This window comes from Sphingomonas yabuuchiae (genome assembly GCF_014199595.1).
GTDB classification, from domain to species: domain Bacteria; phylum Pseudomonadota; class Alphaproteobacteria; order Sphingomonadales; family Sphingomonadaceae; genus Sphingomonas; species Sphingomonas yabuuchiae.
Genome location: NZ_JACHNX010000005.1, coordinates 207429 through 222376, shown reverse-complemented (window position 1 = coordinate 222376; position 14948 = coordinate 207429). Strand labels below are relative to the sequence as shown.

At 66.9% G+C, this 14948-nt stretch carries 13 protein-coding genes and 1 tRNA gene; 7 read left to right on the top strand and 7 right to left on the bottom strand.

Annotated features, from left to right (window positions below; genetic code table 11):
• Nucleotides 1-97: 97 nt before the first annotated feature.
• On the bottom strand, nucleotides 98-1741 hold the full coding sequence (gene tig / locus GGQ89_RS08930; protein WP_184105492.1) for a trigger factor: 1644 nt from the start codon (nucleotides 1739-1741) through the stop codon (nucleotides 98-100).
• A gap of 59 nt (nucleotides 1742-1800) precedes the next feature.
• Nucleotides 1801-1885 (bottom strand) — tRNA-Leu (locus tag GGQ89_RS08925).
• A 136-nt stretch (nucleotides 1886-2021) separates the two neighbouring features.
• Here GGQ89_RS08925 and GGQ89_RS08920 point away from each other — a divergent pair.
• Nucleotides 2022-2180, top strand: a complete 159-nt coding sequence (locus tag GGQ89_RS08920) for a hypothetical protein (RefSeq protein ID WP_167334720.1) — start codon at nucleotides 2022-2024, stop codon at nucleotides 2178-2180.
• Nucleotides 2181-2192: 12 nt separating this feature from the next.
• Nucleotides 2193-2435 carry a hypothetical protein gene (locus tag GGQ89_RS08915; RefSeq protein ID WP_056434125.1) on the top strand — a complete coding sequence of 81 codons (243 nt, stop codon included), beginning with the start codon at nucleotides 2193-2195 and terminating at the stop codon, nucleotides 2433-2435.
• A 265-nt stretch (nucleotides 2436-2700) separates the two neighbouring features.
• On the opposite strand, the gene gatB is transcribed toward GGQ89_RS08915, so the two are convergent.
• The 4 genes from gatB to gatC are packed head-to-tail and all read right to left on the bottom strand — an operon-like array spanning nucleotide 2701 to nucleotide 6357.
• Nucleotides 2701-4182 carry an Asp-tRNA(Asn)/Glu-tRNA(Gln) amidotransferase subunit GatB gene (gene gatB, locus GGQ89_RS08910; protein ID WP_184105491.1) on the bottom strand — a complete coding sequence of 494 codons (1482 nt, stop codon included), beginning with the start codon at nucleotides 4180-4182 and terminating at the stop codon, nucleotides 2701-2703.
• Nucleotides 4179-4595, bottom strand: coding sequence for a hypothetical protein (locus tag GGQ89_RS08905; RefSeq protein ID WP_184105490.1), 417 nt, complete (start codon nucleotides 4593-4595; stop codon nucleotides 4179-4181). Before GGQ89_RS08905 ends, gatB begins: the two co-directional genes overlap by 4 nt.
• Complete coding sequence (gene gatA, locus GGQ89_RS08900) at nucleotides 4589-6070, bottom strand: Asp-tRNA(Asn)/Glu-tRNA(Gln) amidotransferase subunit GatA (protein WP_184105489.1); 1482 nt, start codon at nucleotides 6068-6070, stop codon at nucleotides 4589-4591. Before gatA ends, GGQ89_RS08905 begins: the two co-directional genes overlap by 7 nt.
• Nucleotides 6070-6357: an Asp-tRNA(Asn)/Glu-tRNA(Gln) amidotransferase subunit GatC gene (gene gatC / locus GGQ89_RS08895; RefSeq protein WP_037568622.1), complete on the bottom strand. Its 288-nt coding sequence runs from the start codon at nucleotides 6355-6357 to the stop codon at nucleotides 6070-6072. Before gatC ends, gatA begins: the two co-directional genes overlap by 1 nt.
• Nucleotides 6358-6495: 138 nt before the next feature.
• Here gatC and GGQ89_RS08890 point away from each other — a divergent pair, with 138 nt between their 5' ends.
• The 5 genes from GGQ89_RS08890 (at nucleotide 6496) to GGQ89_RS08870 (ending at nucleotide 12995) form a co-directional block, all read left to right on the top strand.
• Nucleotides 6496-7602 (top strand): DUF3089 domain-containing protein, encoded by a 1107-nt coding sequence (locus tag GGQ89_RS08890; RefSeq protein ID WP_184105488.1) that lies wholly within the window; start codon nucleotides 6496-6498, stop codon nucleotides 7600-7602.
• The gene (ruvX, locus tag GGQ89_RS08885) at nucleotides 7599-8063 is read left to right on the top strand and encodes a Holliday junction resolvase RuvX (protein ID WP_184105487.1); all 465 of its coding nucleotides are present in this window, start codon (nucleotides 7599-7601) and stop codon (nucleotides 8061-8063) included. Before GGQ89_RS08890 ends, ruvX begins: the two co-directional genes overlap by 4 nt.
• Before the next feature lie 166 nt (nucleotides 8064-8229).
• Nucleotides 8230-10599 carry a TonB-dependent receptor gene (locus tag GGQ89_RS08880; RefSeq protein WP_338112410.1) on the top strand — a complete coding sequence of 790 codons (2370 nt, stop codon included), beginning with the start codon at nucleotides 8230-8232 and terminating at the stop codon, nucleotides 10597-10599.
• A 198-nt stretch (nucleotides 10600-10797) separates the two neighbouring features.
• On the top strand, nucleotides 10798-11781 hold the full coding sequence (locus tag GGQ89_RS08875) for an aspartate carbamoyltransferase catalytic subunit (protein WP_007405051.1): 984 nt from the start codon (nucleotides 10798-10800) through the stop codon (nucleotides 11779-11781).
• Entirely contained in the window at nucleotides 11778-12995 is a 1218-nt protein-coding gene (locus GGQ89_RS08870; protein ID WP_184105486.1) for a dihydroorotase, read from the top strand. The genes GGQ89_RS08875 and GGQ89_RS08870 overlap by 4 nt, the downstream gene beginning before the upstream one ends.
• Nucleotides 12996-13174: 179 nt before the next feature.
• On the opposite strand, the gene GGQ89_RS08865 is transcribed toward GGQ89_RS08870, so the two are convergent.
• Nucleotides 13175-14917 carry a DEAD/DEAH box helicase gene (locus tag GGQ89_RS08865; protein WP_056434141.1) on the bottom strand — a complete coding sequence of 581 codons (1743 nt, stop codon included), beginning with the start codon at nucleotides 14915-14917 and terminating at the stop codon, nucleotides 13175-13177.
• Between the last annotated feature and the right edge of the window lie 31 nt (nucleotides 14918-14948).

The following is a 14948-nucleotide window of genomic DNA, read 5'->3' as shown; positions in this document are numbered from 1 at the left end:
GTTTTAAAGGCGCGGCGGGCCTGAACGCAAAAAGGGCGACCGCTTTCGCGGCCGCCCTTTTTACCAGCTGGCGGGCCGAAGCCCGCTCAGGCCATCCTTACTCGGTCGGCGCAGCCTTCTTGGCGCGCGGCTTCTTGGCAGGGGCCTCGGCGGCTTCCGCTTCGCCTTCCGCCGGAGCAGCGGCCTTCTTGGCACGCGGCTTCTTGGCGGGGGCTTCGTCGGTCGCCTCGGCGGCTTCCGCCTCGCCCTCGGCCGGAGCGGCCTTCTTGGCGCGGGTCGCCTTCTTCGGCGCGTCCGCGGCGTCCTCTTCGGCCGCGTCCTCGGTCACGTCGGCCTTCTTGGCCTTCGCCTTCTTGGCGCCGTGGTCATGGTCATGATCGTGATTGTGGACATGCGTGCCGGTCGCGAAACCGTCTTCGCTCTCGATCGCGGCTTCCAGCTCCTCACGGGTGGTTTCGCGGTCGGTGATCTCGGCCTTGCCGAACAGGAAGTCGACGACCTTGTCCTCATAGAGCGGGGCGCGCAGCTGGGCGGCGGCCATCGGCTCCTGCTGGACATACTGGATGAAACGCTGGCGATCTTCCGGGCCGTACTGCTGCGCGGCCTGCGCGATCAGGCGGTTCATTTCCTGCGCGGTCACTTCGACGCCGTTCGCCTGACCGATCTCCGAGAGGAGCAGGCCCAGACGGACGCGGCGCTCGGCGATCTTCTCATAATCGTCGCGCTCCTTCTCCATCTCGGCCTTGGCGGCCTCGGGATCTTCCTCATGGGTCGCTTCATGCTCGAGCTGCGCCCAGATCTGCGAGAACTCGGCCTCGACCATCGAAGGCGGCACTTCGAAGTCATGACCATCGGCCAGCTGGTCGAGCAGCTTGCGCTTCATGTACGTGCGGGTCAGGCCGTTATGCTCCTGCTCGATCTGCCCCTTCAGCAGACCGCGCAGCTGCTCCAGGCTCTCGAGGCCCAGATTCTTGGCCATCTCGTCATCGACCTTGGCTTCGCCGGCGGTCTTCACCGACTTGATCGTCAGATCGAAGGTCGCGGGCTGACCGGCCAGGTCCTTGGCAGGATAGTCCTCGGGGAAGGTGACCGAGATCTGCTTCTCTTCACCGGCCTTCACGCCGACCAGTTGGTCCTCGAAACCGGGGATCAGGCGACCGCCGCCGATCTCAACGGCCATGTCCTCGCCCGAGCCGCCCTCGAAGGCGACGCCGTCCATGGTCTTGCCGACGAAGTCGACGGTGACCTGGTCACCCTGCTCGGCGGCCTTGTCGCCCGCATCGTCCCAGCGCTTCTGCTGGTCGGCGAACTTCTGCAGCTGCTCGTCAATCGCCTCGTCGGCGACCGGCACGGTCAGACGCTCGAGCTTCAGCGCGTCGATCGCCGGGGTCGGGACCTGCGGCAGGACTTCAAGCGTGACGCTCAGCGTCGCGTCCTGGCCCTGCTCATACTCGCCGACCAGTTCGACCTGGGGCTGCATCGCGGGACGCAGGTTCTGCTCGGCGATCAGCGACCGCACGCCTTCCTGCAGCGCGGTGTTCAGCGCGTCCTGAAGCAGCGCCGGGCCGTGCATCTTGCGAACCAGGTTCGTCGGCACCTTGCCGGGGCGGAAGCCGGGCATCTTCATCTGCGGAGCGATCCGCTTCAGCTCGGCATCGACCTTACCCTCGATGTCCTTGGCAGTGATGGTGAGCGTGTAGGCGCGCTTCAGCCCCTCGTTCAGCGTCTCGACAGTCTGCATCTAAAGGCCTTCAATCTGGAGAAATTCCGTGTGGCTGTCGCCCCGTTGTGACCGGGGACTGGTGCGGGCGAAGGGACTCGAACCCCCACATCTTACGATACTGGAACCTAAATCCAGCGCGTCTACCAGTTCCGCCACGCCCGCACGAGGACACCGCCGATGGGCGCGCGTCTATATCACCCTGGGCGGCTTCGGCAAGGGACAACAGGCAACATCGGCGTGTCCGATGCGTTTATGCCCTCCCCAGCCGGAAAAACGGCCACATTTACGGAGAGCGAGAATGGCAACCCAGCCCCCGCCCGAAAGCCCGCAGCCGACCCAGCCGGCCCAGCCCGATACGCCGCCGCCCGAAATCGTGCCGCCCGGTCCGGACATCGACCAGCCCGCCCCCGGCGTCGGCCCCGGCGATCCCGGCACGGCCCAGCCGCCCCAGATTTGAAAGGAGCCGATCATGGCGACCAATCCCGAAAACCATCCCGACAGCCCGCCCAGCGAGGCGCCCGAGAACAACCCCGACAGCCCGCCGCGCGAGGACCCGCGCAGCGACATCGAACAGGCGGTCGAGGCGCGTTCGGACGCGGTTGCGCGTGGCGAGGGCGGTGAAGAGCCGGTGACGTTTACCGATACCGGCGAGCATGACGGCGTCGGCGGGACCGGCGGCGTGGTGCGCAACCAGGATCTGGATGCGCAGTAATTGAGGGGGTGGGCTAGGTGAGACACCGTTGCCCTCCCCCAGCCCCTCCCGCTTGCGGGAGGGGAGAGGCTTGTGGTGAGGCGGGAAAATTATCGCAGGTCGTTCGCTAGAGCTAACGTCACGATAGCGCACACCGCTAGCCTAGAGCACGCCCCTCCCGCAGGCGGGAGGGGATGGGGGAGGGAAAGCCACAAGCGGCGATCTCTGCGAGGCTCCCTGCCCTCCCCCCTAGCCCCCTCCCGCAGGCGGGAGGGGGAGCGCTAGATCACCCCGCCAGCGCCTTCTTCAGCAAATCATTCACGACCGCCGGGTTCGCCTTGCCGCCCATCGCCTTCATCGTCTGCCCGACGAAGAAGCCGAACAGGGCCTCCTTGCCCGCGCGATACTGGCCCAGCTGGTTCGGATTCTTCTCCAGAACCTCGGCGATCACCGCCTCGATCGCGCCGGTGTCGCTGGTCTGCTTGAGACCGCGTTCCTCGACGATCTTGGACGGACCATCGCCCGTCTCCAGCATGATCTCGAACACCTGCTTCGACAGGCTCCCCGACAGCGTGCCGTCGGCGACCAGGGCCAGCAATTCCGCCGCCTGCGCAGGCGAAACCGGGCTCTCGGTGATGTCCTTGCCCAGCCGGTTGAGCGCGCCGAACAGCTCGGCCGCGACCCAGTTGGCCGCCTGTGCGGGCTTGGCGCTCGTGCCCTCCAGCGCGTCCAGCAGCCCGTCGAACCAGCGCGCCGTCTCGACCTCGGCGGTCAGCACGCCCGCATTATACGCGGTCAGGCCCAGAGCCTCATAGCGGCGACGCTTGGCGTCGGGCAGTTCGGGCAGGCTGGCACGGCATTCCTCCAGGAACGCGTCGGTCAGTTCCAGCGGCAGCAGGTCGGGATCGGGGAAGTAGCGATAATCATGCGCATCTTCCTTCGACCGCATTGAGCGGGTGGTGCCGCTCTCGACGTTGAAGAGGCGCGTCTCCTGGACGATCTTGCCGCCATCCTCCAGTACCGCGACCTGGCGCTTGGCCTCATATTCGATCGCGGCCATGACGAAGCGGACCGAGTTGACGTTCTTCGTCTCGGTCCGCGTGCCGAATTCGTCGCCGGGCTTGCGCACCGACACGTTCACGTCGGCACGCATCGAGCCTTCTTCCATATTGCCGTCGCAACTACCGACATAGCGGAGAATGGCGCGCAGCTTGCGGAGATAAGCCCCTGCTTCGGCGGGCGAACGCATGTCGGGGCGGCTGACGATCTCCATCAGCGCCACGCCCGAACGGTTGAGGTCGACATAGGAGCGCGTCGGATGCTGGTCGTGCATCAGCTTGCCCGCATCCTGCTCTACATGGATACGCTCGACGCCGATGGACTTGGTCGGGCCGTCAGGGTTCTTCTCGTCCAGGCTGATCTCGATCGCGCCCTCACCCACCAGCGGGTGGTAGAGCTGGCTGATCTGATAGCCCTGCGGCAGATCGGCGTAGAAGTAATTCTTCCGGTCGAAACGCGACCACTTGTTGATCTGCGCATCGATCGCCATGCCGGTGCGCACCGCCTGGCGGATGCACTCCATATTGGGCACGGGCAGCATCCCCGGCATCGCGGCGTCGACCAGCGAGACCTGGGTGTTGGGCTCCGCGCCGAACGCGGTCGCCGCGCCGGAGAACAGCTTGGCGTTGGTGGTGACCTGGGCATGGACTTCCAGGCCGATCACGACCTCCCATTCTCCGCTCGCGCCCTGGATGCGATATTCGCTCATGTTCGATCTCGATGATGAAGATAGTTGATCGCCGTCAGGACGGCGTTGCTGCCCAGCAGGGCGACGATCCAGCAGGTCGACAGAATGCGCAGGACGGACGTCTCGAAGCCGAGACTCCTTGCTTCCCGCAACCCGATATAGGCCGCGCCCGCGCCCAGCAGCAGGAACAGGATGCCCAGCCGCACCTCACCGCGCAGGATCACGCTGTTGCCCACGCACAGGCACAGGATGAAGCCCGCCACGCCCAGAAAGAAGCGCGCCAGCGTGTGATGGTCGAAGGGCTGGCTTTCCATATGGCTCAGCGACACGCCGACATAGGCGCTGAGAATCGCCCCGAACGCGACGTTCAGGGCGCCCTGCGCCTCCCGCAACACGGCGGTGTTGCGGGCCGAAAAGGCTCGGTCGCTTACCACCAGGCCTGCGGACGGGCGGTGAAGCCCGCGCGCTGCTCGATGGCGAGGCCAGCGTTCAGCACGCCCTGCTCGTCCAGCGGCTTGCCGATGATCTGAAGGCCAAGCGGCAGCCCGTCCTTGTCCAACCCGCCCGGCACCGACATGGCGGGCAGCCCGGCCAGCGAGGCGGGCACCGTGAATACGTCGTTGAGATACATGGCCAGCGGATCGGCCTGCTTCTCGCCCAGCGCGAACGCCGCCGAGGGCGCGGTCGGGGTGAGGAGCACGTCGCACTCACCGAACGCGCGCTCGAAATCGCGGGCGATCAGCGTGCGGACCTTCTGCGCCTGGGTATAATAGGCATCGTAGAAGCCCGCCGACAGCACATAGGTACCGATCAGGATACGGCGCTTGACCTCGTCGCCGAACCCGGCGGCGCGGGTGGCGGCGTACATGTCCTGAAGGCCAGCCCCTTCGGGCAGGTCGCGCAGGCCGTAGCGCACGCCGTCATAGCGGGCGAGGTTGGACGACGCCTCGGCCGGCGCGATGATGTAATAGGCGGGCAGCGCGTATTTGGTGTGCGGCAGCGAAACCTCGACGATCTCCGCGCCTGCATCGCGCAGCCAGTCGATGCCCTGCTGCCACAGCGCCTCGATCTCCGCGGGCATGCCGTCGACGCGATATTCCTTGGGCACGCCGACCTTCTTGCCCTTCAGGTCGGTCGACAGCGCGGCTTCCCAATTGGGGACGTCGAGCTTCAGCGAGGTCGCGTCCTTGGCGTCGAAGCCCGCCATCGCCTCCAGCATGATCGCGCAGTCGCGCACGTCGCGCGCCATCGGCCCCGCCTGGTCGAGCGAGGAGGCGAAGGCGATCGTGCCCCAGCGCGAGCAGCGGCCATAGGTCGGCTTGATGCCCGAAATGCCGGTGAAGGCGGCGGGCTGGCGGATCGAGCCGCCGGTGTCGGTGCCGGTCGCGCCCGGCGCCAGCCCCGCCGACACCGCCGTCGACGACCCGCCCGACGACCCGCCGGGGGCGAGCGGGGCGGTGTCGTTCGGGCGACGCCAGGGCGAGACGACGTTGCCGAACGCGCTGGTCTCGTTGGAAGAGCCCATGGCGAACTGGTCGAGGTTCAGCTTGCCCAGCATGCCTGCGCCCGCATTCCACAGATTCTGCGAAACCGTCGACTCATAAGGCGGCACGAAGCCTTCGAGGATTTTGCTGGCGGCGGTGGTCGCGACGCCCTTGGTCGCGAACAGGTCCTTCATGCCGATCGGCACGCCTGCCAGCGGCTTGAGCGTCTCACCAGCGGCACGCGCCGCGTCGGCCGCATCGGCGGCGGCGAGCGCATGCTCCGGTGTCTTGACCAGAAAGGCGTTGAGCGCGTCAGCCCCCGCGACCTTGGCGTTGAACGCCTCGGCGACTTCGCGCGCCTTGAACTGGCCGTCGCGCACGCCGTCGCGGATGGCGGCAATGCCGAATGTGGTGAGATCAGTCATTATTCGATCACCTTGGGCACCGTGAAGAAGCCATGTTCGGCCTGCGGCGCATTCTGCATGAGGAGGTCGCGGATGCCGCCGTCATTGACGACGTCGTCGCGCAGGCGAAGCTGGTTCGGGATCACCGCGGTCATCGGCTCGACCCCTTGGGTATCGACCTCGCCGAGCTGCTCGATCCAGCCCAGGATGTTCCCAAGCTCGGGGGCGAGGCGCGTCGCGTCCTCCTCGGTGATCGCGATGCGGGCGAGGCTCGCGATCTTCTTCACGGTTGCGGTATCTACGGACATGGATTTGCGGCTAGCATCGCCGCGCGGCTTCGCGCAACGCTTTTGCCGCCTCGGCGATTGCAATGGGGGCAAGTGGGGCATCATGGATAGCAATTGCGGGCCGTCCGATTTTGTTGCACCGCACAACGGAGTGATGATTTGGCGCGCAAATTCCTCTATGTCGTGGCGGCACTCATCGTGCTGACGATCGCCGCCGCCTTTGCTTACCGCCTGTTCGGCAACCAGCTACTCCGCTGGTCGACGGTGCCGTCCGAGTCGTTCCAGACCCAGGCGGTGACGCGCGCCGAGGAATATCGCGACCGCAAGATGTGGCTGGCGCGGCCCGACCTGCCCGGCAATCCGGCGCTATGGGTGCCGACCGGCTATACGCCCGGCCAGCCGGGTCAGGGTGCGGCGGTCTTCTTTATCCACCCGACCTCTTATATCAGCAAGGCGCATTGGAACGCGCCGCTCGACGATCCCGAGACCAATGGCCGGGCCGAGCTGTTCCTGCGCGGACAGGCCAGCGCTTTCAACGGAGCGGGCGACATCTGGGCGCCGCGCTATCGCCAGGCGACCTTCGGCGCGTTCCTGACCAGCATGGCGGATGCCGAGCGCGCGTTCGACCTTGCCTATAGGGACGTGGACGCCGCCTTTACCGCCTTCCTGGCCGATGTCGATCCCAAGCGCCCGTTGATCCTGGCGGGGCATAGCCAGGGCGCGCTGCATCTGTCGCGGCTGCTGACCGACCGGGTGGCGAAGACCCCTGCCCTCAAGCGACGGATCGTCGCTGCCTATGTCGTCGGCTGGCCGATCTCGATGACTGCCGACCTGCCCGCCATGGGGTTGCCCGCTTGTGCGACGCCCGACCAGACGGGGTGCATCCTCAGTTGGCAGAGCTTTGGCGAGCCTGCCGATCCGTCGTTGATCCTCGACGTGTTCGACCAGACCAACGGCTATACGGGCGCGCCGCGCAAGGGCACTCAGATGCTGTGCACCAACCCGCTGACCGGCACGCCCGGCGTCGCCGCGCCCGCCACCGCCAATCTGGGCACCCTCTACCCGTCCGCCGACCTGAAGACCGCCGCCATCGCCGCGGGCAAGGTCCCCGCCAAGTGCGAGGGGCGCGGCATCCTGACCATCGGCGAGGGGCCGAGCGTCGGCCCTTATGTGCTGCCGGGCAACAACTACCACGTATACGACTATAGCCTGTTCTGGGCGAATGTCCGCGCCGATGCGGAGCGCCGTTTGAAAGCCTTTCGATGAGCCTGATCACCACCGACCGTAGCGAATTCAGCGCCGCCCTCCCCTCTGGCGGGCGGCTGATCGGGCTGGACGTCGGCACCAAGACCGTGGGCACCGCCTTGTGCGACGCCGGATGGAGCTTCGCCAGCCCCGCCACCCTGATCCGCCGGACCAAGTTCACCAAGGACAAGGAACAGCTGATCGCGATGATCGCGCAGCAGGGCGTGCAGGGCCTGGTCATCGGCCTGCCGCTGAACCTGGACGGCAGCGAAAGCCCACGCTCGCAGTCGACACGCAGCTTCGCCCGCAACTGCGCCGATCTGGGCCCGATATTGCTGTGGGACGAACGCTGGTCGACCGTGGCGGTCGAACGGACGATGATCGAACAGGATATGAGCCGCGCCAAGCGGGCCGAGCGGATCGACAACCTCGCCGCTGCACATATCCTCCAGGCGGCGATCGACGCGTTGGTGATGGCGTAAGACTATTCCTCTCCTTGCAGGGGAGGAATAAGTTGCCGCCAAACCGTTGACCGCAAAACGACCGATTTCGACAGAAATGTCATATATTGGTCTTTAACCAGTCGTTAACCCGTCACGCGAGCCCCCTAGGTGCGCCGCTTCGTACGAAGCCTTGGGGGGCACAGCCGTGAAGCGTTTTTCCGTTCTTTCCCGTTCGATGCTGATGATCGGCGCCGCCGTCGTCGCCGTGCCCGCCTGGGCGCAACAGCAGTCCGAACCGTCCTCGCCCGAAGCCGCGACAAACGGCGACCAGATCGTCGTCACCGCGACCCGCACCACCCGCTCCTCGGTAGAGCTGGGCGCGGCGGAGATTCAGAAAGTGCTGCCCGGCGCGAACCCGGTGAAGGCGATCCAGACGCTGCCCGGCGTACAGTTCGAGACGGCCGATCCCTGGGGCAATAACGAACAGAATATCGCGTTGTTCGTCCATGGCTTCAACCAGAACCAGCTGGGCTTCACGCTCGACGGCGTGCCGCTGGGCGACCAGTCCTATGGCAATTACAACGGCCTGAGCCCGCAGCGCGCGGTCATCTCCGAAAACGTCGCGCGCGTCCGCCTGACCGCCGGGGCCGCCGACCTGGGCACCGCCTCGGCCAGCAATCTGGGCGGCGGGATCGAGACCTATTCGAGTGATCCGACCGCGACCATGGGCGTCCGCTTCGCCCAGACGCTGGGCAGCTATGACGCCAGCCGCACCTTCCTGCGCATCGATAGCGGCGAGGTCGACGGGCTGGGCGGCACCAACAGCGGCTATCTCTCGGTCGTCCGGCAAAAGGCGCGCGCCTGGGAATTCAACGCCAAGCAGGGCGGGTGGCAGGGCAATGCCAAGTTCGTCCACAAGGGCGAGAACGGCACGCTGACCGGCTATTTCAATATTTCCGACAAGGTCGAGCCCAACCAGGATTCGGTCGCGCATAATGCGGGCGGCCTGGAGCCCTATTATCGCTCGCTGCTCTATCCGAACTGGCAGGCGGCGCTGGCCTATGTCGACGCGAACGGCGCGCCGCCGTCGAACAACCCCAACAACTACATGAACTATTTCGGCGACGCGCAGCGCACCGACTATCTGGGCTATATCAAGTATGAGCATCGCTTCGGCGATGCGGTGACATGGACCAACCAGGTCTATTACCATCATGACGAGGGCCAGGGGCAGATCACTGGGCCGATCGCGGCGGCGGGCCTGCCGGGCCTGTTCCGCATCTATTATCCGGGGCAGAATCTGAAGACCGTCTTCGGCGGCTCGGGCTATGCGCTGCGCACCACCGAATATGGCATCGACCGGAAAGGCGCGATCTCGACGCTGGCGATCCATGCGGGCGACCATGAGATCGAGCTGGGCGGCTGGTACGAGCATAACCGCAACACGATCTTCCGCCGCTGGTATGCCGCCCCCATCGACAACCCGCCCTCGCCCTATGAATGGGCCGATCCGGCGCTTCGCCGCCTGACCCAATATGCCGCGATCACCAAATACGACCTGATCCAGACGCATATCCAGGATCGCTGGCACGTCACCCCGACGGTGACGGTCGAGGCGGGCTTCAAGTCCAGCCTGCAATTCGCCGATGGCCGCGTGCCGACCCAGCCGCTGCCCGGCGCGCTGCCCGGCACCTCGACCGGCTATCCGGAGGGGCGGCTGAACACGAAGAAGTGGTTCCTGCCCGCGATCGGTGCGATCTGGGACATCACCACCAACGACCAGCTGTTCGGCCATATCCAGAAGAATGTCCGCCAGTTCCAGGCCTCGGTCGCGGCGGGCCTGTCGCCCTTCGCGGTCGGCAGCCAGCAGGCGTTCGACCAGATCAAGGCGAACACATCGCCCGAGACTTCCTGGACCTATGAGGCGGGCCTGCGCTCGCACCACGCGCTCGACCTCGGCCCGCTGACCGCGATCGAGGCGCAGGTCAGCGCCTATCATGTCGATTTCGACAACCGCCTGCTCCAGATCAGCGCGACGCCGGTGATCGCCTCGGTCATCGGCGGCGTGTCGATCCTGCAGAATGTCGGCCGCGTGCGCACCAACGGCGTCGATGCGGCGGCGACCTTGCGCTTCGGCCCGCACCTGTCGGTCTATAACGCGCTGTCCTATAACAGCTCGGAATACCGCGACAATTATGTCAGCGGCACCACCACCATCGCGACCGCGGGCAAATATGTGCCCAACACCGCCCGCTGGCTGAACAAGACCGTCGTGTCGATCAATGACGGCCCGTTCGAGATCCAGGCGATCGGCGACTATGTCGGCCCGCGCTTTGCCACCTATACCAATGATCAAGGGATCGGCGGGCGTTACCTGCTGAACCTCCAGGCGGGGTACAGCCTGCCGCAGATCGACGGGTTCGGCGTCAAGGACCTAAAGCTGTCGGTCAACGTCACCAACGTGACCAACCGCAAGGGCATTTACGAACTGGTCGTCGGTGCGGCGTCCAAGACCTGGAACAGCTATGCCCAGCCGCCGCGCATGGGCTTCATCACCCTGTCGGGCGCGTTCTGATCCAATCCTCCCCAAGCTCGCTTGGGGAGGGGGACCGCCGCGTAGCGGTGGTGGAGGGGCAAAGCCTGACCCTCTCCACCCCGCCCCTCCACCACGCCCTGCGGGCGCGGTCCCCCTCCCCATCTGACGATGGGGAGGATTGAGGAATGGGAGGATTCACTTGCCCATCGTGCCGCCGCTCGCTACCCGGCGGCTTTAATGCAGACCTCGGATCATCGCCCCGGCACACTCATTCAGGGTGGCGCCGTTTTCCCGCACCGGCATCTGACCGGAATCGACGGCCTTCAACCGCATGAGATCATGTTCCTGCTCGACGAGGCGGAACATTGGCTCGATCGCGGCGCGACCGACACGCCCGACACGCGGCTGGCGGGCCTGACCCAGATCAACGCTTTCTTCGAGAACTCGACCCGGACGCTGTTGTCCTTCGAGATCGCCGGAAAGCGCCTCGGCGCGGACGTGGTCAACATGCACGCCGCCCAGTCGAGCGTGAAGAAGGGCGAGACGCTGATCGACACGGCGATGACGCTGAACGCGATGCGCGCCGACGTCATCGTGATCCGCCACATGGCGAGCGGTGCGGTGCGCCTGATCGCCGACAAGGTCGACTGCCCCGTCCTGAACGCGGGCGATGGACGGCATGAGCATCCGACGCAAGCCTTGCTCGACATGCTGACCATCCGCCGCCGCCGCGGCAGCGTCGCGGGGCAGAAGGTCGTCATCTGCGGCGACATCCTGCACAGCCGCGTCGCGCGCTCGGACATCCTCGCGCTGACCGCGCTCGCCGCCGAAGTGCGGGTCTGCGCGCCCTCGACGCTGATGCCCAAGGGGATCGAGCGGATGTTCGTCACCCCCTTCACCGATTTCGACGAAGCGATCGAGGATGCCGATGTCGTCATGATGCTGCGTGTCCAGAACGAGCGGATGGCGGGCGGATACATCCCCTCTACCCGCGAATACCGGATGCGCTATGGCCTGACCGCCGAGCGCCTGAAGCGCGCCAAGCCCGGTGCGCTGGTCATGCACCCCGGCCCGATGAACCGGGGCGTAGAGATCGACTCGGAGGTGGCGGACGGTCCGCAATCGGCGATTACCGAGCAGGTGGCGATGGGTGTCGCGGTGCGCATGGCGTGCCTTGACGTACTGACCCGCCGCGCCCGCAAGCTGGAGGGCTGGGCATGAGCGTCACCGCCTTTACCAACGCCACGCTGATCTGCCCGGTCGGCGGTGAGATCAAGGGCCAGACCCTGCTGGTCGAGGACGGCGTCATTACGGGCACCGGCGACGTGCCGGAGGGTGCGACGGTCATCGACTGCGGCGGCAAGATGCTCGCCCCCGGCATCGTCGATCTGGGCGTGTTCAAGGTCGACCGTGCCGCCTGCCGTGCGGGTGGGATCGTGCGCATCGGGCTGATGCCCGACCAGTCGCCCGTCCTCGACGACCCCGGTGTGGTGCAGCGTGCCGCGCTGATCGGGCGCCCCGATTTGTGGATTCACCCCATCGCGGCGGCGACCCGCTCGCTGGCGGGAACCGATCTGGCCGAGATGGCCGTGTGCATCTCGGCTGGCGCAAAGGCAGTCGGCACCGGGCGGGGCTGGATCGCCGATACGGGCGTGATGCACCGGGTGCTCGCTTATGCGGGCGACCTGGGGCTGACCGTAATTTCCCATGCCGAAGACGGCGGCCTGGCCGCCGATGCGGTTGCGACCGAGGGCGAGACGGCCAGCCGCCTGGGCCTGCCATCGGCCCCCGCCATCGCCGAGTCGCTCGCCATCGCGCGCGACCTGATGCTGGCGGAAGAGACGGGCGCGAAGCTGCACATCCGCCAGGTGACGACCGCTTCGGGCTTCGACCTGATCCGCGCGGCCAAGCGGCGGGGGGTCAAGGTGACGTGCGGCATCACGCCCGCGCATCTCCACCTGTCCGACATCGCCGTCACTGATTTCCGCACCTATGCCCGCCTCTCGCCGCCCTTGCGCGACGAGAGCGACCGGCAGGCAGCGCTCGCGGCGGTCGCGGACGGGACGGTCGACGTCATCGGATCGGGCCATGACCCGCACGGACCCGAGTCCAAGCGCCTGCCCTTCGTCGATGCCGAGGCGGGCATGGCGGGGGCGGAGACGCTCCTCCCGCTGGCGCTGATGCTGGTCCGCGACGAGCGGATCACCCTGCCCCGGCTGTTCGCACTGTTGGCCCTCAATCCATCGAAGGTCCTGGGTCTCGACACTGGCACGCTGGAGCCGGGCAAGCCCGCCGACCTGATGCTGTTCGATGCCGACAAGCCCTGGATGGTGTCGGGCGATGCCTTCGCCTCGGCGGGGAATACGCCGTTCGACGGCTTCCCGGTCCAGGGCCGCGCGCTGCGGCTGTGGAAGGCCGGACGGGAGATCCACTAAAAAATCCTCCCCATCTCCGATGGGGAGGGGGACCGCTCGCATCAGCGAGGGGTGGAGGGGCATGGCCGGTCCGTCACGCCCCTCCACCACCACGCCCCCCCCAAGCGAGCTTGGGGAGGAATAAAAAAGCCCTCCCCGAGACGTCTCGGGGAGGGCTTTTTGCTTACCCGTTTTCCAGTTCAGCCGCGACGCGGACCGCGCGGGCCGCCCTGGGTGGGACGCGGCGAGTAGCGGCGCGGGCCGCCGGGGCCACCGGCGGGGCGGCCGCCCATCGGACGGTTGCCGCCCGGACCACCACGACGCGCACCGCCATGGCCCGAACCACCGGCGGGGGGACCATCGGCCTGCTCGATCGCGATATCGTCCTCGGCATGATCCGCCTCGGTCCGCTTCAGCGCGGCGATGAAGCGCGACGCCAGCGCCGACGGGATTTCGAACAGCGTCTCGTTCGGCTGGATGCGGATCGCACCGATCTCGTTGCGGGTGATGTGCCCGCGACGGCAGATCAGCGGCAGCAGCCAGCGCGGATCGGCATTCTGGCTGCGGCCGACGCTCATGCGGAACCAGGCGGTGTCATCGAACCCTTCGCGACGCTCGCGGGGTGCCGGAGCATCACCCTCGACCAGTTCCTCGGCCTGGGGCAGCGCCGCACGGTGCGCGCGGACCAGCGCGGCGGCGATGTCCTCGGGCGACTTTTCGGCGAGCAGGCGGGTGGCCAGCTCACGATCGCCCTCGTCCACCTCGACCGGCGCCAGAAGGGCCGCCAGCAGACGCTCGCGATCCTGTGCGCGGATTTCCTCGAGCGTCGGCGCACGGCGCCATTCGGCATCGATCCGTGCACCGCGCAGCATGCCCTCGACCCGGCGACGGCGCGGATAGGGGACGATCAGGATCGCGGTGCCCTTGCGACCCGCGCGGCCGGTGCGGCCCGAACGATGCTGAAGCGCCTCGGCATCGCGCGGGATTTCGACGTGGATGACGAGCGTCAGGCCCGGAAGGTCGATGCCGCGTGCCGCCACGTCGGTCGCGACGCAGACGCGCGCGCGACCGTCACGCAGCGCCTGGAGCGCATGGTTGCGCTCGTTCTGCGAATGCTCGCCCGACAGCGCGACCGCGGAGAAACCACGTTCGACCAGGCTGGAATGGAGATGGCGGACATTGTCGCGCGTGGCGCAGAACAGGATCGCGACCTCGGCCTCGTGCAGGCGCAGCAGGTTGACGACCGCCGCCTCGATATCGGCAGGCGCCACGGTCACCGCCTGATAGGCGATGTCGGCATGGCCCTTGTCCTCGCTGATCGTCTCGATCCGCTTGGCATTGGTCTGATACCGCTTGGCGAGCTGCACGATCGGGCGCGGCATGGTCGCCGAGAAGAGGAGCGTGCGGCGCTCGGACGGCGTGCCGTCGAGGATCTGCTCCAGGTCCTCGCGGAAGCCCATGTCGAGCATCTCGTCGGCTTCGTCGAGGACGACGAACTTCAGCGACGACAGGTCGAGCGCGCCGCGCTCCAGATGGTCACGCAGGCGGCCCGGCGTGCCGACGACGATGTGGGTGCCATGGCTGAGCGCGCGACGTTCGCGCGAGGCGTCCATGCCGCCGACGCAAGTCGCGATGCGCGCACGCGCTCCGGCATAGAGCCATTCCAGCTCGCGGCTGACCTGCAGCGCCAGCTCGCGCGTCGGCGCGATGACCAGCGCCATCGGCGCGCCCGGCTGGGGCAGGTGATCGCCGCCGTTCAGCAGCTCGCTCGCCATGGCGAGGCCGAAGGCGACGGTCTTGCCCGAACCGGTCTGGGCAGACACGATCAGGTCGCGGCCCTGGGCGTCATCCTCGATGACGGCGGCCTGGACCGGGGTCGGCGCGGTATAGCCACGCGCGGAAAGGGCAGCCGACAATACCGGCGGCAAGGCAGAAAAAGGCATGGGGACTCCAACAGAAAAAGGAGCGCGTACC

Bases quoted from the DNA above. Each gene is read 5' to 3' on its own strand.
- GGQ89_RS08875 (WP_007405051.1), top strand. From the start codon at position 10,798: ATGCAGACCTCGGATCATCGCCCCGGCACACTCATTCAGGGTGGCGCC.
- gatC (WP_037568622.1), bottom strand. From the start codon at position 6,357: ATGTCCGTAGATACCGCAACCGTGAAGAAGATCGCGAGCCTCGCCCGC.
- GGQ89_RS08915 (WP_056434125.1), top strand. From the start codon at position 2,193: ATGGCGACCAATCCCGAAAACCATCCCGACAGCCCGCCCAGCGAGGCG.
- ruvX (WP_184105487.1), top strand. From the start codon at position 7,599: ATGAGCCTGATCACCACCGACCGTAGCGAATTCAGCGCCGCCCTCCCC.
- gatA (WP_184105489.1), bottom strand. From the start codon at position 6,070: ATGACTGATCTCACCACATTCGGCATTGCCGCCATCCGCGACGGCGTG.
- GGQ89_RS08865 (WP_056434141.1), bottom strand. From the start codon at position 14,917: ATGCCTTTTTCTGCCTTGCCGCCGGTATTGTCGGCTGCCCTTTCCGCG.
- gatB (WP_184105491.1), bottom strand. From the start codon at position 4,182: ATGAGCGAATATCGCATCCAGGGCGCGAGCGGAGAATGGGAGGTCGTG.
- tig (WP_184105492.1), bottom strand. From the start codon at position 1,741: ATGCAGACTGTCGAGACGCTGAACGAGGGGCTGAAGCGCGCCTACACG.
- GGQ89_RS08920 (WP_167334720.1), top strand. From the start codon at position 2,022: ATGGCAACCCAGCCCCCGCCCGAAAGCCCGCAGCCGACCCAGCCGGCC.
- GGQ89_RS08870 (WP_184105486.1), top strand. From the start codon at position 11,778: ATGAGCGTCACCGCCTTTACCAACGCCACGCTGATCTGCCCGGTCGGC.